Annotated in this window: 22 protein-coding genes; 6 read left to right on the top strand and 16 right to left on the bottom strand. The window is 73.7% G+C overall.

The window, feature by feature from the left end:
- Positions 1-26 precede the first annotated feature (26 nt).
- Positions 27-1,724 carry an apolipoprotein N-acyltransferase gene (gene lnt, locus ACF1BN_RS24235; protein WP_392333687.1) on the top strand — a complete coding sequence of 566 codons (1,698 nt, stop codon included), beginning with the start codon at positions 27-29 and terminating at the stop codon, positions 1,722-1,724.
- On the opposite strand, the gene ACF1BN_RS24230 is transcribed toward lnt, so the two are convergent.
- Positions 1,669-2,574: a Gfo/Idh/MocA family protein gene (locus tag ACF1BN_RS24230; RefSeq protein WP_392333686.1), complete on the bottom strand. Its 906-nt coding sequence runs from the start codon at positions 2,572-2,574 to the stop codon at positions 1,669-1,671. The two genes, lnt and ACF1BN_RS24230, sit on opposite strands and share 56 nt — an antisense overlap.
- A 58-nt stretch (positions 2,575-2,632) precedes the next feature.
- Entirely contained in the window at positions 2,633-3,826 is a 1,194-nt protein-coding gene (locus tag ACF1BN_RS24225; RefSeq protein WP_392333685.1) for an FAD-dependent monooxygenase, read from the bottom strand.
- Positions 3,827-3,972: 146 nt separating this feature from the next.
- On the opposite strand from ACF1BN_RS24225, the gene ACF1BN_RS24220 reads away from it, so the two are divergent.
- The 3 genes from ACF1BN_RS24220 to ACF1BN_RS24210 all read left to right on the top strand — a co-directional run bounded on the left by ACF1BN_RS24220 (position 3,973) and on the right by ACF1BN_RS24210 (position 5,802).
- Entirely contained in the window at positions 3,973-4,590 is a 618-nt protein-coding gene (locus tag ACF1BN_RS24220) for a TetR/AcrR family transcriptional regulator (protein WP_392333684.1), read from the top strand.
- A 41-nt stretch (positions 4,591-4,631) separates the two neighbouring features.
- Positions 4,632-5,162, top strand: coding sequence for a DinB family protein (locus tag ACF1BN_RS24215; protein WP_392333683.1), 531 nt, complete (start codon positions 4,632-4,634; stop codon positions 5,160-5,162).
- A 115-nt stretch (positions 5,163-5,277) separates the two neighbouring features.
- On the top strand, positions 5,278-5,802 hold the full coding sequence (locus ACF1BN_RS24210) for a hypothetical protein (protein ID WP_392333682.1): 525 nt from the start codon (positions 5,278-5,280) through the stop codon (positions 5,800-5,802).
- A gap of 12 nt (positions 5,803-5,814) precedes the next feature.
- Here ACF1BN_RS24210 and ACF1BN_RS24205 read toward each other — a convergent pair whose 3' ends face one another.
- The 8 genes from ACF1BN_RS24205 to ACF1BN_RS24170 all read right to left on the bottom strand — a co-directional run bounded on the left by ACF1BN_RS24205 (position 5,815) and on the right by ACF1BN_RS24170 (position 13,246).
- Entirely contained in the window at positions 5,815-6,288 is a 474-nt protein-coding gene (locus tag ACF1BN_RS24205; protein WP_392333681.1) for a hypothetical protein, read from the bottom strand.
- Between the two features lie 69 nt (positions 6,289-6,357).
- Complete coding sequence (gene ung, locus ACF1BN_RS24200; RefSeq protein ID WP_392333680.1) at positions 6,358-7,041, bottom strand: uracil-DNA glycosylase; 684 nt, start codon at positions 7,039-7,041, stop codon at positions 6,358-6,360.
- Positions 7,042-7,131: 90 nt separating this feature from the next.
- Positions 7,132-8,712 (bottom strand): ABC transporter substrate-binding protein, encoded by a 1,581-nt coding sequence (locus tag ACF1BN_RS24195; RefSeq protein WP_392333679.1) that lies wholly within the window; start codon positions 8,710-8,712, stop codon positions 7,132-7,134.
- 149 nt (positions 8,713-8,861) lie between these two features.
- A complete protein-coding gene (locus ACF1BN_RS24190) occupies positions 8,862-9,629 on the bottom strand; it encodes an SDR family oxidoreductase (RefSeq protein WP_392333678.1) in 768 nt (255 codons plus the stop codon).
- Between the two features lie 36 nt (positions 9,630-9,665).
- Positions 9,666-10,427 (bottom strand): 3-oxoacyl-ACP reductase FabG, encoded by a 762-nt coding sequence (gene fabG / locus ACF1BN_RS24185; protein ID WP_392333677.1) that lies wholly within the window; start codon positions 10,425-10,427, stop codon positions 9,666-9,668.
- A gap of 176 nt (positions 10,428-10,603) precedes the next feature.
- A complete protein-coding gene (locus ACF1BN_RS24180; RefSeq protein ID WP_392333676.1) occupies positions 10,604-10,987 on the bottom strand; it encodes a DUF3037 domain-containing protein in 384 nt (127 codons plus the stop codon).
- Positions 10,984-11,832, bottom strand: a complete 849-nt coding sequence (locus ACF1BN_RS24175; RefSeq protein ID WP_392333675.1) for a HipA family kinase — start codon at positions 11,830-11,832, stop codon at positions 10,984-10,986. The genes ACF1BN_RS24180 and ACF1BN_RS24175 overlap by 4 nt, the downstream gene beginning before the upstream one ends.
- Before the next feature lie 262 nt (positions 11,833-12,094).
- Complete coding sequence (locus ACF1BN_RS24170; RefSeq protein ID WP_392333674.1) at positions 12,095-13,246, bottom strand: nuclear transport factor 2 family protein; 1,152 nt, start codon at positions 13,244-13,246, stop codon at positions 12,095-12,097.
- A gap of 94 nt (positions 13,247-13,340) precedes the next feature.
- On the opposite strand from ACF1BN_RS24170, the gene ACF1BN_RS24165 reads away from it, so the two are divergent.
- The gene (locus ACF1BN_RS24165; protein WP_392333673.1) at positions 13,341-14,234 is read left to right on the top strand and encodes a LysR family transcriptional regulator; all 894 of its coding nucleotides are present in this window, start codon (positions 13,341-13,343) and stop codon (positions 14,232-14,234) included.
- Between the two features lie 142 nt (positions 14,235-14,376).
- Here the strand turns inward: ACF1BN_RS24165 and ACF1BN_RS24160 are convergent, their stop codons facing one another.
- Both ACF1BN_RS24160 and ACF1BN_RS24155 read right to left on the bottom strand, forming a co-directional pair.
- Entirely contained in the window at positions 14,377-14,952 is a 576-nt protein-coding gene (locus ACF1BN_RS24160) for a flavodoxin family protein (RefSeq protein WP_392333672.1), read from the bottom strand.
- Positions 14,953-14,976: 24 nt separating this feature from the next.
- Positions 14,977-15,813: a class I SAM-dependent methyltransferase gene (locus ACF1BN_RS24155; protein ID WP_392333671.1), complete on the bottom strand. Its 837-nt coding sequence runs from the start codon at positions 15,811-15,813 to the stop codon at positions 14,977-14,979.
- A 210-nt stretch (positions 15,814-16,023) separates the two neighbouring features.
- Here ACF1BN_RS24155 and ACF1BN_RS24150 point away from each other — a divergent pair, with 210 nt between their 5' ends.
- Positions 16,024-16,941, top strand: a complete 918-nt coding sequence (locus ACF1BN_RS24150; protein WP_392333670.1) for a helix-turn-helix transcriptional regulator — start codon at positions 16,024-16,026, stop codon at positions 16,939-16,941.
- A 147-nt stretch (positions 16,942-17,088) separates the two neighbouring features.
- Here ACF1BN_RS24150 and metK read toward each other — a convergent pair whose 3' ends face one another.
- The 4 genes from metK to ACF1BN_RS24130 are packed head-to-tail and all read right to left on the bottom strand — an operon-like array spanning position 17,089 to position 21,159.
- Positions 17,089-18,294, bottom strand: a complete 1,206-nt coding sequence (metK, locus tag ACF1BN_RS24145; RefSeq protein ID WP_392333669.1) for a methionine adenosyltransferase — start codon at positions 18,292-18,294, stop codon at positions 17,089-17,091.
- Positions 18,291-19,106 (bottom strand): thioesterase II family protein, encoded by an 816-nt coding sequence (locus ACF1BN_RS24140; protein WP_392333668.1) that lies wholly within the window; start codon positions 19,104-19,106, stop codon positions 18,291-18,293. The genes metK and ACF1BN_RS24140 overlap by 4 nt, the downstream gene beginning before the upstream one ends.
- Positions 19,103-20,095 carry a 3-oxoacyl-ACP synthase III family protein gene (locus ACF1BN_RS24135; RefSeq protein ID WP_392333667.1) on the bottom strand — a complete coding sequence of 331 codons (993 nt, stop codon included), beginning with the start codon at positions 20,093-20,095 and terminating at the stop codon, positions 19,103-19,105. The genes ACF1BN_RS24140 and ACF1BN_RS24135 overlap by 4 nt, the downstream gene beginning before the upstream one ends.
- On the bottom strand, positions 20,092-21,159 hold the full coding sequence (locus tag ACF1BN_RS24130; protein ID WP_392333666.1) for a MupA/Atu3671 family FMN-dependent luciferase-like monooxygenase: 1,068 nt from the start codon (positions 21,157-21,159) through the stop codon (positions 20,092-20,094). The genes ACF1BN_RS24135 and ACF1BN_RS24130 overlap by 4 nt, the downstream gene beginning before the upstream one ends.
- Positions 21,160-21,173 lie beyond the last annotated feature (14 nt).

Genomic DNA, 21,173 nt, shown 5'->3' with positions numbered 1-21,173 from the left:
AGGCGACGGCCAGCGGGAGGCAGCCCATGCAGAACCCCTTCGGACGCGCCGAGCCGGACCCCCGGCCGCGCGCGGAACCGTCCCCCGGACCGCGCGCGGAGCCGGAGGCCGGCCGACGCGCGGCGCCGGGCTCGGCGCCGGGCTCGGGGCCGGGCTCGGGGCCGGGCTCGGGGCCGGGCTCGGGTCGGCGTGCTGCGGGGCTGCTGCGGTCGCTGCTCGCCGTCGTCCTCGGCGCGCTGCCGGTGCTCGCGTTCCCCGTGCCGGGGCTGTGGTGGTGGGCGTACGTCGCGCTGGTGCCGTGGCTGCTGCTGGTGCGGACGGCGCCGGGCGTGCGGCGGGCCGCGCTGGACGGCTGGTGCGGGGGCATCGGGTTCCTGGTGGCCATGCACCACTGGCTGCTGCCGAGCGTCCATGTGTTCCTGCTGGTGATGGCGGTGCTGCTGGGGCTGCTGTGGCTGCCGTGGGGGGTGCTCGTACGGGCACTGCTCGGCGGGGCGCCGACCCCGGCGCGGGCCGCCGCGGCGCTGTGCGCGGTGCCGTCGGGGTGGCTGCTGATCGAGCTGGTGCGGTCGTGGGAGGGGCTGGGCGGGCCGTGGGGGCTGCTCGGCGCGAGCCAGTGGGAGGTGCCGGCGGCACTGCGGCTCGCGTCGGTGGGCGGGGTGTGGCTGGTGAGCCTGCTGGTGGTGGCGGTGAACACCGCGCTGGTGCTGCTGATCGCCGTGCCGGGGTTGCGGGCGGTCGGGGTGGCGGGGCTGGCCGCGTGCGCGGTGATGGCGGGAACGGTGGCGTGGGGCGTCGGGGCGCCGCGCCCGTCCGGCACGGTGCGGGTGGCGATGGTGCAGCCGGGGGTGCACGGCGGGACGGACGGTGCCGAGCGGCGGCTCGCCCGGGCCGAGGAGCTGACGCGCGGCCTCGCCGGACAGCGGCTCGATCTGGTGGTGTGGGGCGAGAGCGGGGTGGGCCGGGATCCGGCCGCCGATCCGGCACTGACCGCGCGGCTGACCGCGCTGGCGCGGACGGTCGGCGCGCCGCTGCTGGTGAACGTGGACGCGCGCCGGGCGGACCGCCCCGGCATCTACAAGAGCGCGCTGCTGTTCGCGCCCGACGGACCGACCGGTGACCGGTACGACAAGATGCGGCTGGTGCCGTTCGGCGAGTACGTGCCGGCGCGGGGGCTCCTCGGCTGGGCGACCTCCGTCGGCAAGGCGGCGGAGGAGGACCGGCGCCGGGGCACGGCACCGGTGGTGATGCGATTGCCCGGGGGCGAGCGCCCTCTGACGGTGGGCCCGCTGGTCTGCTTCGAGTCCGCCTTCCCCGACATGAGCCGCCGCCTGGCCTGGGACGGGGCCGATCTGATCGCGGTGCAGTCCGCGACCAGCACCTTCCAGCGGAGTTGGGCACCCGCACAACACGCGTCGCTGGCGGCGCTGCGGGCGGCGGAGACGGGCCGCCCGGTGGTGCACGCGACGCTGACCGGGATCAGCGCCGCGTACGGCCCCGACGGCCGGCGCGTCGGGCCTCCGGTCGGCACGGACGCGAGCACCGCCGTCGTACGCGAACTGCCTCTGTCGGAGTCGACGACGGTCTACGCCCGCTGGGGCGACTGGCCGCTGTACGGGGCGTTCGTGGTGATCGGCGCCGTGTGCGCGGCGGCGGGTGCCGGGGCCTTCAGGCGGACCGGAGCAGGGCGTCCCGGACGACGCGCTCGCACAGTTCGTGGGTGAGCAGGGCGTCGCGGGCGCTGAGCACCTGTCCGTCGCGGACGGCGTCGAGGAAGGCGAGCACGGACTGTTCGATGCCGCGCTGCCGGGCGACCGGGACCCAGTCGCCGCGGCGGCGGACGGTGGGCTGGCCCTTGTGGTCGACGACCTCGGCGAGGTTGAGGACCTGTCGCTTGGTGTCCTGGCCGGAGACCTCCAGGACCTCCTCGGTGGAGCCGTTCATGCGGTTCATCATGCCGATGGCGGTGAAGCCGTCGCCGGAGAGCTGGAGCACCACGTGGTGCATCAGGCCGTCGATGACCCGGGCGCGGACGTCGATGTGGTCGGCCTCGCCGGGGAGCAGGAAGCGGAGGGTGTCGACGACGTGGATGAAGTCGTCGAGGACCATCGTGCGCGGGTCCTCCGGGAGCCCGATGCGGTTCTTCTGCAGCAGGATGAGGTCGCGCGGGTGGTCGAGGCACTGGGCGTAGCCGGGGGCGAGGCGCCGGTTGAAGCCGACGGCGAGGGAGACGGCCCGCTTCTCGGCGAGTTCGACGATCCGCTCGGAGTCGGCGTAGTCGTAGGCGAGCGGCTTGTCGACGTAGGTGGGGACGCCGGCGTCGAGGAGGCGGGTGGCGATCTCGGCGTGGGCGGCGGTGGAGGCGTGCACGAAGGCCGCGTCGAGTCCGGCGGAGAGCAGCGAGTCGAGGTCCCGGTGGCGGCGGGTGGCCGGCAGGTGGAGGGTGTCGGCGACCCGGTCCAGGGTGGCGGGGGTGCGGGTCTGGAGGTGGAGCTCGACCCCGGGGAGGGTGGCGAGGACGGGCAGGTACGCCTTCTGGGCGATGTCGCCGAGTCCGATGCAGCCGATCTTCACGGGGTCTCTCCCTCTGCGGTGGTCCGACGGCCCGGGGCACGGGGGCCGTTCGCGCCGGTCAGCTTACGCGGGAGGGCTCCGGGGCGACCGGCGGGTGCCAGTCGGCGATGCCGTCGAAGCCGCGGAGGACGAAGCCGGGGCCGAGGCGCGAGACGGTCCGCACGAGCGTGTCGCGCAGGAGGACGGCGGGGCGGGCCCGGACGAGGGTGAGGGCTCCGGTGCGGGCCGCCTTGCGGACGAGGGCGGTGGTGCGGGGCAGCCGGTCGGCGGTGTACGCGGCGAGGGCGGGTCCCGGGTCGAAGGCGGCCGGGGTGCGGGCGTGGTGGGCGAGGACGACGGCGTCCTCCACGGCCTGGTTCCCGCCCTGTCCGAGGGTGGGCATCATGGCGTGCGCCGCGTCGCCGAGGAGCGCGGTACGGCCCTGGTTGTAGGCGGGCAGGGGGTCGGTGAGGTGGTGGACGTCGTGCCGCAGGATCCGGTCGGGGTCGGCGGCGGCGAGGAGTTCGGGGACCGGGTGGTGCCAGTCGCCGAAGAGCCTCAGGAGTTCGGCGCGCTCGTCGTCGGGGGCGTGGGCGCCGGCGGGCGCGGCGGCCATGGCGTACGCGTAGATCCGGCCGTCCTTGAGGGGCTGGGTGCCCCAGAGGCGTCCCGCGCCCCAGGTCTCGTGCGGGGCGAAGGGCCGTTCGGGGGCGGGGACGACGAGCCGCCAGGTGGTGCAGCCGGAGTAGCGGGGGCCGGGGTGGGCGGGGAAGAGGGCGGCGCGGGCGGCGGAGCGGATCCCGTCGGCGGCGACGACGAGTTCGGCCTCGGTGACGCCGTCGGGGGTGGTGACGCGGGCGGGGGTGCGGGCGTCGCCGGGGTGGTCGAGCGCGGCGGGCGTCCCGGTGCGGACCGTGCCGGCGGGGAGGGCTCCGGCGAGGAGTTCGACGAGGGTGGCGCGGTGCAGGAGGACGAGGGGATCGCCGAAGCGGGCGGCGGCGGCGCGGGCGTCGGTGCGGGCGAGCCAGCGCCCGTCCGGGGAGCGCATCCCGCCGTCGCCCTGCCAGGCGGCGAGCGCGCGGACGCGGTCGCCGAGGCCGATCACGTCGAGGGCGCGGAGGGCGTTGGGGGCGAGGCCGATACCGGCGCCGGCGGGGGCGAGGTCGGCGGCGCGTTCGAGGACGGTGACGTCCCAGCCGCGCCGATGGAGGGCGACGGCCGCGGTGAGGCCGCCGATGCCCGCTCCCAGGACGACGGCACGGTGCTGTGTCATGACTGCTCCCTCGGTTCGGACGGGTCGGGCCGGTGGCGGGCCGGCGGCGTGCGAGCGGCGACCGCCACCTTCACTACAGGTGTAGTCGACCTGACACGACACCGTACTACAGATGTAGTTCGGAGGCGATGGGTAGGTTGTCCCCCATGACCGCGCGCACCCCCGCCCAGGCCGCCCCCGCTCCGCAGAACCGCGCCGAGCGGATCGGCGACGCGGCGCTCGACCTGCTGGTGGAGCGAGGGATGCGCGGGCTGACCCACCGCGCGGTGGACGAGCGGGCCGGCCTGCCGCAGGGCTCGACCTCGAACCACGCCCGCACCCGCCAGGCCCTCCTGGAGACCGCCGTACGGCGGCAGGCCGAGCGCGAGGCCCAGGTCCTGACTCCGGACGAGCTGCCGCCGCGCGGCGCGGGACCCGGGGTGCTCGCGGACGCCCTCGCGCTCGCCCTGCACCGCTATCTGACCGACCACCGGGCGCTGCTCGTCTCCCGCTACGAACTGGCCCTGGAGGCGACCCGCCGCCCCGAGCTGCGCGGCTTCTTCGACCGGACCGGCTCGGCCTTCCACGACCCGGTGACCGCGATGATGCGCGGCGCGGGCTCGCCCGCCCCGGAGCGGCACGCGCTCTCCGTCATCGCCTGGTGCGAGGGGCTGATGTTCTCCTGCGCGGCCGGCTCCTTCCACGCGGCCGTGCCGAGCCGGACGGAACTTCGTACCGGTTTCGACGAGTTGCTGCGCGGCATGCTCACCGGGCCGGCGCGGTGAAACACCGGCGGGGAACCTGGCGGTCCGCCACCATGCTGTACATGACGACCGATCGCACCGAAGCGCCCGAGCGCGTCTGGCCCGACCCCACCGCGGGTGAGCGGCAGGCCCTGGAGCAGTGGCTCGAATTCCATCGCGCGACCCTCGCGATGAAGTGCGCGGACCTCACCGAGGAGCAGCTCCGCACCGTCTCCGTCCCGCCCTCCGCACTCAGCCTGCTCGGCCTGGTCCGCCACATGGCCGAGGTCGAACGCGGCTGGTTCCGGAAGATCCTCGGCGGCGAGGAGGTCCCCTGGCTCTACGCCGACGCGGAGGACTTCGACCGGGACATCCGCTTCTCCGACCGCGACACCTACGAGGACGCGTACGCCGTCTGGCAGGCGGAGATCGCCCACGCCCGCTCGCTCGCCGCCGACCGCGCCCTCGACGACCTCGGGGCGGCCGCCCACCGGCGCAGCGGCGACTTCGTCAACCTGCGCTTCGTCTACCTCCACATGATCGAGGAGTACGCGCGGCACAACGGCCACGCCGACCTCATCCGCGAGCGCATCGACGGCGCCACCGGCGACTGACGCCGGAAACGCGCCCCGGGCCCGGTCAAGGCGGGTGACGTGGCGCTCACCCGTGCGGGGCATTCCCCGCCGGTAGGGGTTCGAAGATCGGCGCGGGACCACCAGAGTGGCGCGGGTGCACAGAACCCGAACCTCCGCGCGCCTCCTGGCCGGGGCGGCCGTCACCGCCGCGCTGACCGGGTGCGTGGCCGTCGACGGGCCGCCTCCGGCGCCCTCGCCGGCCCCCGCTCCCGCCGTCGATCCGGTACGCACCGGCCAGGACGTGGAGCCGCAGATCGTCCTCCAGGGGCCGGCCAGGGAGGCGCTCGAAGCGGCCCTGCCGTCCCCGGCGTCCACCACGGCCGCGCCTCGCGGCGAGACCCGCCGCGCCGACGGTCGCGCGGCCCCGTCCCGTACCCCCTCGCCCGAGCCGTCCGCCCCCGCCATCCGGCGCGCCGCGCCGGTGCCCGAGGTCCGGGTCCCGGCTTCCCCGGCCGTTCCGGTCGTGCCCGGGGCGCGGGAGGCGGCGCGGCTCGCCGAGCGGCTGCCGCAGGCGCCGCCGGTCTCCCGGACGGACGTGTGCGAGCTGGGCGAGCGGTACGGCGGCTGGGACCCCGGGAGCGCGCAGGCTGGGCTCTGCCGGGAGGTGTACGGGCGCTGAGGCGCGCCGTCCTCACCCCTCGCGGAGCCGCCGGTCGAGCCGTTCGATGGCGGCCCGGACGCCCATGCCGTACCGGTCGTCGTCGAGGGCCTCGGAGGCGGCGCGGGCCCGGTCGAGGTGGGCCCGCGCCGCGTCCGGCCGTCGCAGCTTGGCGTAGTCGGCGGCGAGGTTGAGGTGCAGCGAGGGGTAGAGGGCCCGGAGGGCGGCGGCCGAGTCGTGCGCGGCGAGCCTCCCGTCCTCCAGGCCCTCGGCGGCGCTCAGGGCGCGCAGGTCCCAGGCCAGCTCGGTGTCCGGGTCGTCCTGGGCGTCCGCCAGGTAGTGGGCGAGGGTGCAGCGGTGCAGGGGGTCGCCCTCGGGGTCGAGCTGCTGCCACAGGGCGCCCAGGCGGTTGCGGGCCTCCTCCCGGTCACCGCCGTGCAGCAGCATCCTGGCCTGCCCGATCCTGGTCAGGACCTCCTCGTCCGACGTCCGCTGCTGCTCGGTCACCGCGGCCTCCCGGCGCTCGCACTGTGGAGCTCCGACGCTAACCGGCCGCGGCCCCGATCCCGCCGAGGCTCAGCCGAGGTCGGGGATGCGCCAGTCGATCGGCTCGTGGCCCTGGGCGGCGACGGCCTGGTCGATCTGGGTGAACGGCTGCGACCCGAAGAACTTCTTCGCCGACAGCGGCGACGGGTGGGCGCCCTTCACCACGATGTGCCGCTCCTCGTCGATGAGGGGCAGCTTCTTCTGGGCGTAGTTGCCCCAGAGGACGAAGACGGCCGGGTCCGGCCGGGAGGCGACGGCCGTGATGACGGCGTCGGTGAACTTCTCCCAGCCCTTGCCCTTGTGCGAGTTCGCCTCGCCGGCGCGGACGGTGAGGACCGCGTTGAGCAGCAGGACGCCCTGCTCGGCCCACGGCATCAGGTAGCCGTTGTCCGGGACCGGGTGGCCCAGCTCGGCCTGCATCTCCTTGTAGATGTTCCGCAGCGACGGCGGGGTCTTCACGCCGGGGCGGACGGAGAAGCAGAGGCCGTGGCCCTGGCCCTCGCCGTGGTAGGGGTCCTGACCGAGGATCAGGACCTTGACCTTGTCGTAGGGAGTGGCGGACAGGGCCGCGAAGACCTCGTCCTTCGGCGGGTAGACCGGCCCGGCGGCCCGCTCCTGCTCGACGAACTCGGCCAGCTGCGCGAAGTAGGGCTTGTCCAGCTCGTCGCCGAGGACGCCCCGCCAGGACTCGGGCAGCATGTTGATGTCGGTCACGGTCCACAACCTCCGGTGGTTCGGCAGTTCCGTCACGGAACCTACCGGGACCCACTGACAGCGGGTCCCGGCGGCCTCCGGTACGGGTGCCTACCAGCTGGCCCGGCGGTGCAGCTCCCACAGCTGCATGACGGTCTGCGGGTCGAGCGCGCGCTCGCCGCCGCCGATGTCGTCACGGGCCGCGATGTACAGCTTGCCCTGCCAGAGCGGCAGCAGCCGGACGTCCTCGACCATGATCGACTGGGCCTCGACGAACTCGTCCGAGACGGCCCCCCGGTCGCTCTCGCGGCGGGACTTGGGCAGCAGCTCGTCGGTGATCCGCGGGCTCAGGTAGGGGGTGCCGAGGACGTTCTTCTTGCCCAGGAAGGGGGCGATGAAGTTGTCCGGGTCCGGGAAGTCCGGGAACCAGCCGCGGCCGAAGACGGGGTACTCGCCCTGCTGGTAGGCGGCCTGGTACTCGGTCCACGGCTTGCCCTGGATGGTGACCTTGAAGAGGCCGGACTCCTCCAGCTGGCGCTTCAGCTCGGCGAACTCGGCGGCCGTGGAGGAGCCGTACCGGTCGGTGGTGTACCAGAAGCTCAGCTCGACCTTCTCGGTGATCCCGGCCTTCTCCAGGATCTTCTTGGCCTTCTTCTTGTCCGGGTGGCCGTAGGTGTCGAAGAACTTGGTGGTGTGAGCGGCGATGCCCTTGGGCACCATGGAGTACAGCGGCTCGGCGGTGCCGCGGTAGACCTTGCTGACCAGTTCGTCGCGGTTGACGAGCTGGGCGATGGCGCGGCGGACGGCCGGGTCGGCGACGGACTCGTCCTCGGTGTTGAAGACCAGGTAGCGGATGTCGGCCCCGGTGGACTCGACGAGCTGGAGGCCCTTGTTCGCCTCGGTGTCCTCCTCCAGCGAGGTGACCTCCTCGGCGGTCAGACCGCGGTAGGTCGCGTCGATCTCGCCGGCGCGCAGCGCCTTGACCATCGCGTCCGAGTGGTCGAAGTACTTGATGGTCACGCCGCCGTTCTTGCGGTCGGCGAAGCCCTTGTAGGACGGGTTGCGGGTCAGCTCGGCCTGCTTGCGCACCTCGTAGCCGTCGAGGACGTACGGGCCGGAGCCGACGAGCTTGCCGTCCTTCTTGCGGAGCGCGTCGGCCGGGTACTCCGCCGGGTCCACGATCGACATCGCCGGGGTGGCGAGGACGAAGGGGAAGGTGGCGTCGGCCTTGTTGAGCTTGAAGACGATCGTGCGCTCACCGACGGTCTCGACGGAGTCGAGCGAGCCGAGCATGCCGTTGGGGCCGCCCTCGGCGTCGATCGTGCGGATGCGTTCGATCGAGTGCCGCACGGCCGCGGCGTCGAGCTTGTGGCCGTTGGAGAACTTGAGACCCTCGACGAGCGTGCACTCGAAGACCCTGCTGGACGTGTCGGTGAATTTGCATTCGGCCGCGTCCGGCTTCGGAGTGGTGCTTCCCGTCGGGAAACTCAGGAGGGTCTGGTAGACGTTCCTGAAAAGCTCCCAGGAATTGTCCCAGGAAGCCGCGGGGTCGAGAGTCGTCGGGGAACTCGTGGTCCCGATGGTGATCCTCTGGTCCCCGGCGGACTCGGTATCCGAGAAAACACCGCATCCGGATACCAGGGATATGGACGCAAGGGCTGCAGCGGCCTGCAGACTCGTCCGGTTGAACACGTGCACGCTCCTCGTTCAGCCTGGGGTCGGCCGACGATACCGCAGTACCCCGCCAGGTCAATGGGCGAGCCCGGCGGGGCACTTGAGGGCATTCGAGATGCAACCGGGGCCAATCCGGACAGGGAATCCGGAAAGTGTCCGGTAATCGGTCACCCGACTCCGGCGTTCAGGAAAATGCCCCCGTCGACGACCAGCGTCTGACCGGTGATCCAACCCGACTGCTCCGAGGTCAGGAAGGCCGCGGCGCCCCCGATGTCCTCCGGCACGCCGAGCCGGCCCATCGGGTAGGCCGCCGCCGCCTCGGCCTCGCGACCCTCGTAGAGGGCCTGGGCGAATTTCGTCTTCACCACGGCAGGCGCGATGGCATTCACCCGGACCACCGGCGCGAATTCATGCGCGAGCTGCTGGGTCAGATTGATCATCGCGGCCTTGCTCACCCCGTACGCCCCGATGAACGGGGAGGCGGAGATTCCGGCGACGGAGGCGATGTTCACGATCGTGCCGCCGTTCTCCTTCTGCCAGGCGTGCCAGGTCCGCTGCGCGAATCCGAGCGCCGAGACGACATTCGTCTCGAACACCTTTCGGGCGACGTCCAGGTCCAGATCCGCGATGGGGCCGAAGACCGGGTTCGTACCGGCGTTGTTCACCAGGTGGTCGACGCGGCCGAAGGCGTCCATCGCGGCCTCGACGGCGGCGACCTGGTGGGCGGTGTCGTGGGCCTTGCCCGCGACCCCGACGGCCCGGTCGGCCCCGAGCCGCTCCACGGCCTCCTTGAGGGCGTCCTCGCCCCGTCCGGTGATGACGACCCGGTCGCCGCGGGCGACGAGCGCCTCGGCGATGCCGTAGCCGATGCCCCGGCTGGCGCCGGTGACGAGCGCCACCCTGCCGGACAGCTCCGGCGGCTGCTGTGCGGTCATCCCGCTCTCCTCACTCTCGACTCTCGTCGTGCCGGTTCAGTTGAGCGGGCCGCCGGCCACGTACATGACCTGGCCGGAGACGAAGCCCGCGTCGTCGCCGGTGAAGAAGGCGATGGCGTTCGCGACGTCCTCGGGGCGGCCGACGCGCTGGACCGGGATCATGGAGGCCGCGGCGGCCTGGAAGTCCTCGAAGCCCATGCCGACGCGCTCGGCGGTCTGCGCGGTCATCTCGGTGACGATGAAGCCGGGGGCGACCGCGTTGGCGGTGACGCCGAACTTGCCGAGCTCCTTGGCGAGGGTCTTGGTGAAGCCCTGGAGGCCGGCCTTGACCGCGGAGTAGTTGGCCTGGCCGCGGTTGCCGAGCGCCGAGGAGGAGGAGAGGGAGACGATCCGGCCGAAGCCCGCGTCCACCATGTGCTTCTGACACGCCTTCGCCATCAGGAACGCGCCCTTGAGGTGCACGTTCATCACGAGGTCCCAGTCGGACTCGGACATCTTGAAGAGCAGGTTGTCGCGGAGGACGCCGGCGTTGTTGACGAGGATGGTCGGCGCGCCGAGCTCGGCGGCGACGCGGGCGATCGCGGCCTCCACCTGGGCTCCGTCGGAGACGTCGCAGCCGACCGCCAGGGCGCGGCCGCCGGCGGCGGTGATCTTCTCGACGGTGTCCTTGCAGGCCGCCTCGTCGAGGTCGAGAACGGCGACGGCGCGGCCCTCGGCCGCGAGGCGGAGCGCGGTGGCGGCGCCGATGCCCCGTGCGGCACCGGTGACGACGGCTACGCGCTGCTCGGTGGTGGACATGCTTGCTTCTCCTCGCCCTCAGGGGTCCCGGGCTCTCCCCGGGCTCATGAGCGACCGCTTAGTATCGCCCGCAGAACGAGACGCTAGAAGCCCTGGCACCCGGTGTCAACGGCCCACCGGGTGCACCCCGTCACTCGGCCGTCACCCCGTGCACGGACGGCGGAGGGCGCGGCGGGTCACCGCACGAGGAGGTCGAGCAGACGTTCCACCTCGGCCTCGGGGTCGCCGGTGAGGCCGGTGTGGACCGGACCGGGCTGGACCACCGTGGAGCGCGGCGCGATCAGCCAGCGGAAGCGCCGGCCGGGGTCGTCCCCGGCGGCCTGTCCCGCCGCGTCGCCGCCGAGGCAGACGCCCTCGACGGCCCGCAGGGCGGCGCGGACGCCGGTGACGTCGGCCGCCGGGTCGAGCGCGGTCAGCTTGGCCTCGTCGAGGTGGGTGCGGGCGGCGACGAAGGAGCGGGCGCGGCAGTAGACGACCACGCCGGCGTTGAAGCACTCGCCCCGCTCGACGCGCGGCACCACGCGCAGCAGCGCGTACTCGAAGACATCGCGGTCGGTCACGTGGTGCTGTCCTTCTCGGGGGCGTGCTGCGGCCGGGGGGCGAGGCGCTCGGCGAGCCAGCCGGGCGGCTGCTGCGGGCGGCGGTCGGTGCGCGGGCCGAGGGTGATCCGCTCGTGGATCGTGGCGGCGCGGGGCAGCAGCGCCTCGACGTAGGCGGCGCGCAGGGCGTCGGTGGAGTCGAAGCCCGGCTCGTCCACCAGCCACTCGTCGGGCACGTCGGCGGCGACCTCGTCGAGCAGCTCGCGGGTGACGAGCGGGGCGAGCTCCGCGGCGGCCGCGGCGACGTCGGGCGCGAAGGGGGCCAGCGCGTGGTCCGAGGCGTCGTACGGCTTGGCCGCGGAGGCGGCGGCGCCCGGCCAGTTGTGGTGCCAGATCATGGTGGCGCCGTGGTCGATGAGCCACAGGTCGCCGTGCCAGACGAGCATGTTCGGGTTGCGCCAGGACCGGTCCACGTTGTTGATGACCGCGTCGAACCAGACGACCTTCCCCGCCTCGGCCGGATCGACCTCGTACGCGAGCGGGTCGAAGCCCAGCGAGCCGGGGAGGAAGTCCATGCCCAGATTGAGCCCGCCGCTCGCCTTGAGCAGCTCCTGCACCTCCTGGTCGGGCTCGGACAGCCCGATGACCGGGTCGAGCTGGATGGCCGCCAGCTCGGGCACGCGCAGCCCGAGCCGCCGGGCGAGCTGCCCGCAGATCACCTCGGCGACGAGGGTCTTGCGCCCCTGCCCGGCACCGGTGAATTTCATGACGTACGTGCCGAGATCGTCGGCCTCGACGATCCCGGGGAGCGATCCGCCCTCACGCAAGGGCGTGACATAGCGGGTCGCTACGACCTCTTTCAGCACTTTCCCAGGCCACCCATCTCTTCAGCCCTACCGACCACGGACGACGTGTCCGGAGCGTGGAGGGAGGAGTCGCGGGTCGACGGCGCCGGGGAGGATCGGGGAGTCACGGCCGGTGAGCCGGTCTCCCCCGGTCCCCCGGCGGACCGCCGACGGTGCCGCGCCCCTCGCCGCCGGCTTCCGGCACGAAGTGACCATGGTAACCGGGGGTGACCGTCGGCGAGGGGGCCGGAGCCGCCGGGCCGGGCGGGTGCCCGCGGGGCGGTCAGGTGTGGCGGTGGTAGGCCTTGTTCGCGATGCGCCAGGTGTCGTCGGTGCGGACCAGGAGGAAGACGTCGGTGAAGGTGTCGGGGCCGTGGAACAGGGACATCGTCGCGGTGGCGACGGTGCCGTGGACGGTGACCGCGTCGACGCGGCGCAGGCGGGTCGGCTCGTCGGGGGCCGGCGTGCCGTGGAAGAGCGCGCAGTAGGTGTCCAGGGGCCAGGAGGTGAACACCCCGTCGCGGACGCCCTCGACGTGGGCGGTGGGGAGGAACGCGTCGCGGAAGTGGGCGGGGTCGCCGGTGGCGTGGCCGCGGACGTAGGCACGGAGCGGTTCCAGGACCTCGTCCGGGACGGCGGGCTCGGTGGCGGCGACGGCGAAGTCGTCGTCGGGTCCCGCGGCGCCGTCGGTCAGGCCGGCGGCGCTGCGCAGCGGCAGCCGCGACGCGTCGGCCAGCAGGTCCGAGTCCTTGGCCAGGGCGCCGAGGGTGAACTCGGCCGCGCGCCGCTCGCCCAGGAGGTAGGGGCGCTTGCGGGTGACGAGACCGCCGAGCTGGCCCAGGCCCAGGACGTCCAGGGCCTGTTCCCGGGGGAGGCCCAGCGCGTCGGCCTGGCGCAGGGAGTCGCGCAGGGCCAGGACCGCGCCGGCAAGGCTGTTGTTGGCGATCAGCTTGAGGGCGGCGGCGGTCTCCGCGTCGGCGGTCTCCCGCACGGTGCCGAGCGCCTCCAGGACCGGCCGCGCCCGGTCGAGCGCGGCCTCGCCGCCCGCGGCGAGGATCTGCAGGGTGCCGCCGGCGACGGCCGGTACGGAGCCGAGGACGGGCGCGTGGACGGCGTCGGCGCCGACCAGAGCCGCCAGTTCGGCCGCCTCGGCCGGGGCGACGGTGCTGGTGTTCACCACCGGCGCGCCGGCCGGCAGGGCGTCGCGGACGGCGGCGAGGACGTCGCGGCAGGCGGCGCCGTCGAACAGGGACAGCAGGACGAGGTCCGCCCCCGTCACCGCCTCCAGGGGGTCGGCGGCCGTCTTGACGGCGTCCGGGGTGCGTCCGGAGCGGGTCCAGCCGACCACGTCGTGGCCCTGGTCGGTGAGGCGGGTGGCCATCGCCTCGCCCATGCGGCCGAGGCCGAGGACGGCGATCTTGCGCGGTGCGGTCATACGGCCACGATCACCCACCCCGAGGGTTGCGACAAGCGCAGATCCGGCAGACCTGCTCTGCGCGCGGCGCATATCCGCCGGTCATACTGGGCGGATGGACCTGCGGTGCTGGCGGACCTTCGTGACCGTGTGCGGGCTCGGCTCGCTGTCGGCGGCCGCGACCGCCCTCCACCACACGCAGTCGGCCGTCTCACGGCAGATCGCCGGGCTGGAGCGGGAGCTCGGCGTCGCGCTGCTGGACCGGCACGCGCGCGGGGTGCGGCCGACACCGACCGGCGAGGTGTTCCTCCGGCACGCCCGGGCCACGCTCGACGAGGCCGACCGCGCCGTGCGCGCCGCGCGGGAGGCGCGCGACGGGACGGCCGCCCGGCCCCTGGCGGTCGGCGCGACGCCCTCCCTGGCGGCGGGGGTCGTGCCCCAGGCGGTCCGGGTGCTGCTGGAACGGTCGGGACCGCTGCCGTGGAGCCTGCTGCCCGGCCTCAGTGCCTCCCTGTACGAGCGGGTGCTGGTCGGCGACCTCGATCTCGCCGTGGTCACCGACGCGCCGCCGGGGCTTCCCCATGTGCCGCGGGTGGAGCGGCGCTTCCTGGGGCTGGACGAGATGGTGGTGGCGCTGCCCGCCGGCCACCCGCTGGCGGGTGGGGGCCCGGTGCCGCTGCGGGCGCTGGCCGGGGAGAGCTGGGTGGAGGACGACGACGGTTCGGAGGCGCTGCTGCGGCAGCACGCGGCCCGGGCCGGGCTGGTCGCGCGGATCGACCTCGCCGCGGCCGATCTGCTCGGCAAGCTGGCGCTGGTCGCGACCGGGCACGCCGTCGCGCTCGTGCCGGGGGTGCTGACCCGGGCGCTGCGGACCGACGTCACCACGGTGCGTCTGGTGGATCCGCCGACCCGGGGCATCTACGCCGTCACCCCGCGCCGTGACCCGCATCCGGCCGCGGCTCCGCTCCTGGACCTCCTGGCCGCGCACCTCGCCGCGGACCCGAGCTGACCCGGGGCTCCCGAACCGGCCGCCCCGGACGCCGACCACCCCGCCCTCGGGCACCGGCCCGCCTCGCGCCGCCCCGGGAGTCCCGCGCCGCCCCGGGCGTGCCAAGGCTCCCCCCACCGTCCCAGGGTTCCCGTCCGTTCCCCTATCCCCTGCGGGCCCCCTCCCCCGCCGGGTCGAAGAAGGCCGTCGCGCGGGCCATCGCGGCCGGGTCGGCCTCCAGGTCGCCCGCGCGGTGGGCGCGGGCGAGGAGGGCGCCGCACCAGCGCATGCCGAGGTAGTCGGCGGTGCGGCGGAGCATCCCGGTGAGCGGTTCGGCGTCGGCGTCGTCCCCGCGGGCGTACGCCGTGACGGCCCACAGGTTCTTGCCGCGCATCCGGTCCCGGAAGCCGACGTCCGGGAGTCCGCTCCAGCGGGCCCAGTAGTCGAGGTAGAGCTTGGTGGCGGCGGAGACGCTGTACCAGTGGAGCGGGGAGGCGACGACGATGTCCGTACTGTCCAGCGTCGCGTCGAGCAGCACCTTCTCGGGGCCGTCCGGGAAGGGCCCCTCCGGGGTCGCGGGCAGCGGCAGCTCGCTCAGGCTGAGCCAGCTGGCGGCGGTGTCCGGCGGGAGGCCCCCGGCGGCGTACCGGGCCAGGGCCTCGGTGTTGCCGCCGCCCCGCGGGCTGCCCAGGATGAAGGCGAAGTTCCTGCTCCGTACCGATTCGAGCGTGGCAGTCACGGCAGTCCTCACGGCTCGTCGTGGTCAGGCGGACCGGTCGGCGACCAGCCGCAGGTGCTCGCGGGCGTCGCTGTGCAGCTGGTCCGAGTAGTCGATGCGGCCGCCGGGGCCGGCGTAGCGCGGCGCGCGGTCTCCGGAGGTGCGGCGCAGGATGGTGACGCTGTTCTGCATCAGCTTCTGCGACTCCAGGAGGCTCACGACCTCCAGTTCGCCCGGGTGGCGCTCCTGGAACTTGGCGATGTAGCGGCGGACGGCGTCGCCCTCCGGGTAGGTCATCAGGTAGTGCATGACGACGAGGCCGCCGTCGGGGTCGATGAGGGGCCAGAAGTGGTCGAAGAACCACAGGCACTCCCAGGCGTCGACCCAGGCGAAGTCGATGGGGGTGAGTTCCTCGGGGAGCTTGTCGAGGGAGTCCTTGAGGTCGGCGTTGACGACGGTCACCCGCTCGTCGAGGCCGAGTTCGGCGAGGACCTCGCGGACCCGGCCGGCGGAGGACTCGGCGATGGAGAGGTTGTCGACGGCGGCGAGGACGGGGCGGTACGGCTCCAGGTGGAGCGAGGGGGTGACGAGGGGCGGCTCGGCGAGGAGCCAGCTGTCGTCGAGGGCGTGTCCGGCGTCGAGATGGGCGCGGGTCTTCTCGGCGAGCGCGAGGGACTCGGCGGCGACGGTCCGCTCCGCCTCGGCGAGCGCGGCCGCGAGGAAGGGAGTGGTGTACCCCATCCCCACCTCCAGCACGCGCCGGGGCCTCAGCAGCTGGACGAGGTTGGCGAGAAGCGGGCCCACCACTTCTGTGCCCATTCCGGGAACCGACAGCCGGGCGACCGCCGCGCGGAACTCTTCGCTGTGAATCGAATGATTCATTTCCATCCTTTGGTAAATGCCTGGTCGTAGCGGGTGGGAGTGCGGTTCGCTCATGGTTTCCGGCGGATCGTTGCCGCAACAACGCTCTGGCCTAACATGGATGCGCGAGCGCTTGATCACTCAGGGGGGAAAATGTCGCAAACAGGTTGTGAGGACTCGGAGTGCGGTCCCGGGCTGTGCGCGTCCGGCCTGCGGCGCTACGAATGCGCCGTGGCGAACGGGACGGCGCCGGCCGATCCGCCCGTCGCCTGCGCCACCGGGCTGGGGCTGCTGGTGCCGGTGCCGGGCGAGCCCGGTCTGCTGGCGCCCGTCACGCCGACGATCGCGGCGGGCCTGACCCTGACCCCGCTGTCGCAGATCCTGACGGAGGGGCAGCTGCGGCTCGAAGCACTGACCGAGTCGTTCGCTACGGCGAAGGCCGTGTACACCGAGGCCAGGCAGGGGGGCCCGCAGAACTCGCGGGTGCTGCGGGGCGCCGGGGAGATCGCGGAGACGATCGACACGGCGGTGGCGCTGTGCAAGGCGGAGCTGCTGACCGCCCAGCCTGGCGGTCGGCGTCCTCCGGAGATCCTGGAGACCGTGGTCCGGCGCAACCTGGACCTGCTGGCCCGGGGCGTGGCGCAGCGGACCCTGTATCAGCACGCGGTGTGGAATCACCCGCCGACCGCGGATTACATTCGCACCGTCGCGGAGGCCGGCGGAAACATACGGACCGTGGACGAGATGTTCGACCGGGTGATCATCTGCGACCGCGCGGTGGCCTTCATTCCCACCCTTTCCCATTCGCCCGACGAGGCACTGGAAGTCCGTGACCCGCATGTCGTCCGTTATCTGGCCAACGTCTTCGAATGCACGTGGGCGCGCGGAACCCTGGTGGATCCGGCCGCCGGTAAACGGCCGGAAATCGTCGTTTCGGAACTGGAACAGAGCATCGTCCGTTTCCTTGTCGCCGGTCACACCGAGGAGAAGATCGCCCGGGGGCTCGGCATCAGCCGACGGACCGTGGCCGAATACATCAGCCGGATCTCGCGCCGGCTCGGCAGCGTGAGCAGGGCCCAGCTCGGCTATCTGATCGCGACCAAGGGGCTGCTGCCCGAGCCGGAGCTCGAGGAGTCCTGCCCGCCCTGACGCCTCGCCCGTGCCGGCCGGGGCGGGAGACTCCCCCGCTCCCGCCCGCCGCCGGGACGGCTCACCGGCCACCGTCCGCGCCGAGGGGGCGCCCGGTCCGGGCCGCGCGGCCCGTCTCCCGGGCCCGGCACGCCTCACGCCGCGTTCCTAGCGGGCCGCGGCGCGCAGCGCGCCGGCCCGGTCGGTGCGCTCCCAGGTGAAGTCGGGCAGTTCGCGGCCGAAGTGGCCGTAGGCGGCGGTCCGCGCGTACACCGGGCGCTTGAGGTCGAGGTCGCGGATGATCGCGGCCGGCCGCAGGTCGAAGACCTGGGTCACCGCCCGCTGGATCCGCTCGACGGGGACGCTCTCGGTGCCGAAGGTCTCCACGAAGTGGCCCACCGGCTCCGCCTTGCCGATCGCGTACGCCACCTGCACCTCGCACCGGCGGGCGAGCCCGGCCGCGACGACGTTCTTGGCCACCCAGCGCATCGCGTAGGCGGCCGAACGGTCCACCTTCGACGGGTCCTTGCCGGAGAACGCGCCCCCGCCGTGCCGGGCCATCCCCCCGTACGTGTCGATGATGATCTTCCGGCCGGTCAGCCCCGCGTCACCCATCGGCCCGCCGACCTCGAACCGGCCCGTCGGGTTCACCAGCAGCCGGTACCCGTCGGTGTCGAGCTTGATGCCGTCCTCGGCGAGGCGTCCGAGGACGTGCTCCACGACGTGGGCGCGGACGTCCGGCACCATCACCTCGTCCAGGTGGACGTCCGGGGCGTGCTGCGAGGAGACGACGACCGTGTCGAGGCGGACCGGCCGGTCGCCGTCGTACTCGATGGTGACCTGCGTCTTCCCGTCGGGCCGCAGGTACGGCACGGTGCCGTCCTTGCGGACCTCGGTCAGCCGGCGGGCCAGCCGGTGCGCGAGGTGGATCGGCAGCGGCATCAGCTCGGGCGTCTCGTCGCAGGCGTAGCCGAACATGAGGCCCTGGTCGCCCGCCCCCTGCGCGGCCATCGGGTCACCCGCGCCGTCGACCCGGGACTCGTACGCCGTGTCCACTCCCCGGGCGATGTCGGGAGACTGCGTCCCGATCGAGACCGACACCCCGCACGAGGCGCCGTCGAAACCCTTCGCGGACGAGTCGTAGCCGATCTCCAGGATCTTCTCCCGGACGAGCCGGGCGATCGGGACGTAGGCCGTGGTCGAGACCTCGCCGGCGACGTGCACGAGTCCGGTGGTGATCAGGGTCTCCACCGCGACCCGGGCCTGCGGGTCCTGGGCGAGGAGCGCGTCGAGGACGGTGTCGCTGATCTGGTCGGCGATCTTGTCGGGGTGGCCCTCGGTCACGGACTCCGAGGTGAACAGACGATGGGTCATGACGGTCGCTCCAGGAGGGGGTCGCGCACGGCGGAGACGTCCCGGGCGATGCCCCGGCCGACCGCAGCCGCGTGCTCGAAGAGGTAGAAGTGGCCACCGGGCCAGGAGTGCCGTGCGGTCCCGGCGGTGGTGCGGTCGGCCCAGGGTGCGGCGAGCGCCGGGTGGGCGACCGGGTCGTCGTCGCCGGTGAAGAGCGAGAGCGGCGCCGCCAGCGGCGGGCCCGGGTGCTCCGCGTACGTGTCGACGATCGCGAGGTCGCCGCGCAGCACCTCCACCATGAGTCCGACGAGTTCGGGGACGGCGAGCACCTCCTCGGGGGTGCCGCCGAGCTGCCGCATCAGGTCGATGAGCCGCTCGGTCGGCCACAGGTCGCGCCGGTCCCGGTCCGGCCGGTGGCCGGGCGCCGGGGCGCCGGAGAGGCCCACCCAGGCGGGCGGCAGGCCGCCCCGGGACAGTTCGCGGGCCAGTTCGTACGCGACGAGGGCCCCCATGCTGTGGCCGAAGACGCCGTACGGCCCGTCCAGCACCCCGCGGGTCACCGGGGCCAGCCAGGAGACCGCCTCGCCGGTCGAGCGCGGGCCCCGCTCGTCCGGCGCCATCATGCGGCCCGGCAGGTCGAGCGAGAGCAGCCGCCACTCGGCGGGCAGGTGCCGCAGCAGCGGGGCGAACGCCGCCGCCGAGCCGCCGGCGTGGTGGAGCAGGAGCAGGGTGAAGGGGGCGCCGGACGGGCCCGCGGAGTCGGGTCCGGTGACCGGGGAGAGGTAGCTCCGCAGGTCCTTCCAGCCCGCGTACGGCTGCGTGGCGGCGGTCATCGGCCCCGGTACTCCAGAGCGGTGACACTCCAGCTGAAGCCCATGCCGCTGGCGGCGACGAGCACCAGGTCCCCGGGGGTGAGGCGGCCCGCCGCGCGGAGGTCACCGAGCGCGAGGAACGGGTCGGAACCTCCCATGTGCCCGTAGCGGTGGTAGTTGAAGACGCTCTTCTCCGGCGGGATCCCGAGCCGGGCCAGGAGCTTCTCGTGCATCCCCTTGTCCCCTTGGTTGATGAGGAAGCGGTCGACGTCGCCGATGCCCTTGCCGAGGGCGGCCAGCACGTCGTCGACGCGGGCCGGGAAGTTCTCCAGGTAGGCGTCGCCGAGCCCCTGCCGGCGGCCGCGGCGTCGCATGAGCACGCGGTCGTCCTCGATGTCGCCGGAGTAGTAGTCGGCCCACGAGGGGTCGGTGCGCGCCGAGGAGGCCACCACGTCGAAGAGGCAGTCCTCCCGGCCGAGGAGGAGCGCGGCGGGCGCGTCGCCGAAGTTGAACAGGGCCTTGGACTCGGGGTCCTCGTGGTCGACGAGCCGGCTGAGCCGGTCGCCGATGAGCACGAGGGCGTGCGGCGCGCCGCCCAGGGCGAGTTCGGCGAGCGCGGTGCGGACCGCGGTCATGCCGCCGTTGCAGAAGTTGGCCACTTCGTAGCAGTGGGCCCGCCGGATGCCGAGCACGTCGGCGACCTTCGCGGCCGGCGACCAGAAGGGCAGGTCCCACTCCCCCGACCCGGCGTACAGGACGAGGCCGACGGTGTCCGGATCCGTGCCCGTGCGCTCCAGGACGGTGCGCCCGGCGGCCGCGGCGAGCTCCCAGGCGGTCTCGTCCTCGTCGAGGGCGGGGAACCGCTCGGTGTGGGTGATGGCGAGGATGTCGGCGACGGGCACGCCGGAGGACGCGTGCAGCTCGTGCGCGTCCACGGCCGAGGAGGGGAGGACGACCTCGAAGTCGACGATGCCGCCGGCGGGGCGGGCCCGCGGGATGCGCTCGGTCATGCCGGGACGCCCTCCCCGTCTCGGGCGGTGCGCTCGCGGAGCCGGTTCAGGTGCTCCAGGCTCGCGAGGACGGCCGGGGTGGGCAGGCCGAAGTCGATGAGGCAGGCGATCTCGTCCACGCCGATCGCGCGGAACCGCTCCACCATGCGCTCCGCCTTGTCGACGGTGCCGAGGAGGCCGCCGTCGTCGAAGTAGCGGTCGAAGGACCGGGCCACGATGAAGTCGATGTCCTCGGGCGCGAGCCGGGAGGCGTCGATCCGCCGCCCGTCGAGCCGGGAGCCGAGCAGCAGGCCCAGGGAGCTGCGCAGGTAGTCGCCGAGCGGGGCCCGTACGGTGTCCCGCACCACGTCCTCGTCCGGGCCGAGGAAGGCGTGCACCATGAGGGCGACGTGGCCGGTCCAGCCGTCGGCGCGGCCGAGTTCCGCCACGGCCTTGCGGTACTCGGCGATCTTCCCGGCGAGGTCGTCGAGGTCCTGGCCGAGGAGGTGGGTGAGGAGCCCGGAGCCGGAGCGGCCCGCGTTGCGGAAGGTCTCGACGCCGCCGGCGCTCGTCACCCAGACCGGGAGCTCGGGCTGGACGGGCGGCGGGTAGATGCCGAGCCGCTGCTCGCCGCCGACGCCGTCGGTGACGGTGATCTTCTCGCCGCGCCACAGGGCGCGGACCTGCTCGACCTGCTCCAGCAGGATCGCGCGGCGGTTCTCGTAGTTCTCCGGGCGCAGCGCGAAGTCCGTGGCGTGCCAGCCGGAGGCGAAGGAGAGGCCGACCCGGCCGTCGGAGAGGTTGTCGACGACCGACCACTCCTCGGCGATGCGCAGCGGGTGGTGCAGGGGGGCGACGACGCTGCCGGCCCGGATGCCGATCCGCTCGGTGACGGCGGCGAGGGCCGCGCCGGTGACCGACGGGTTGGGGTAGAGCCCGCCGAAGGGGTGGAAGTGGCGCTCCGGGGTCCAGACCGCGCTGAAGCCGTTGCGGTCCGCGAACTTAGCGCCCTCCAGCAGGAGTTCGTACCGTCCGCTGGTGGACTCGGTGCTGTCGTTGGCGAAGTAGAAGAGGCTGAAGTCCATGGAGTGCGTTCTCC

Source organism: Streptomyces sp. NPDC014861, from assembly GCF_043081625.1.
In the GTDB taxonomy this organism is placed as follows: Bacteria; Actinomycetota; Actinomycetes; order Streptomycetales; family Streptomycetaceae; genus Streptomyces.
This window is presented reverse-complemented; position numbering and strand designations above follow the sequence as displayed.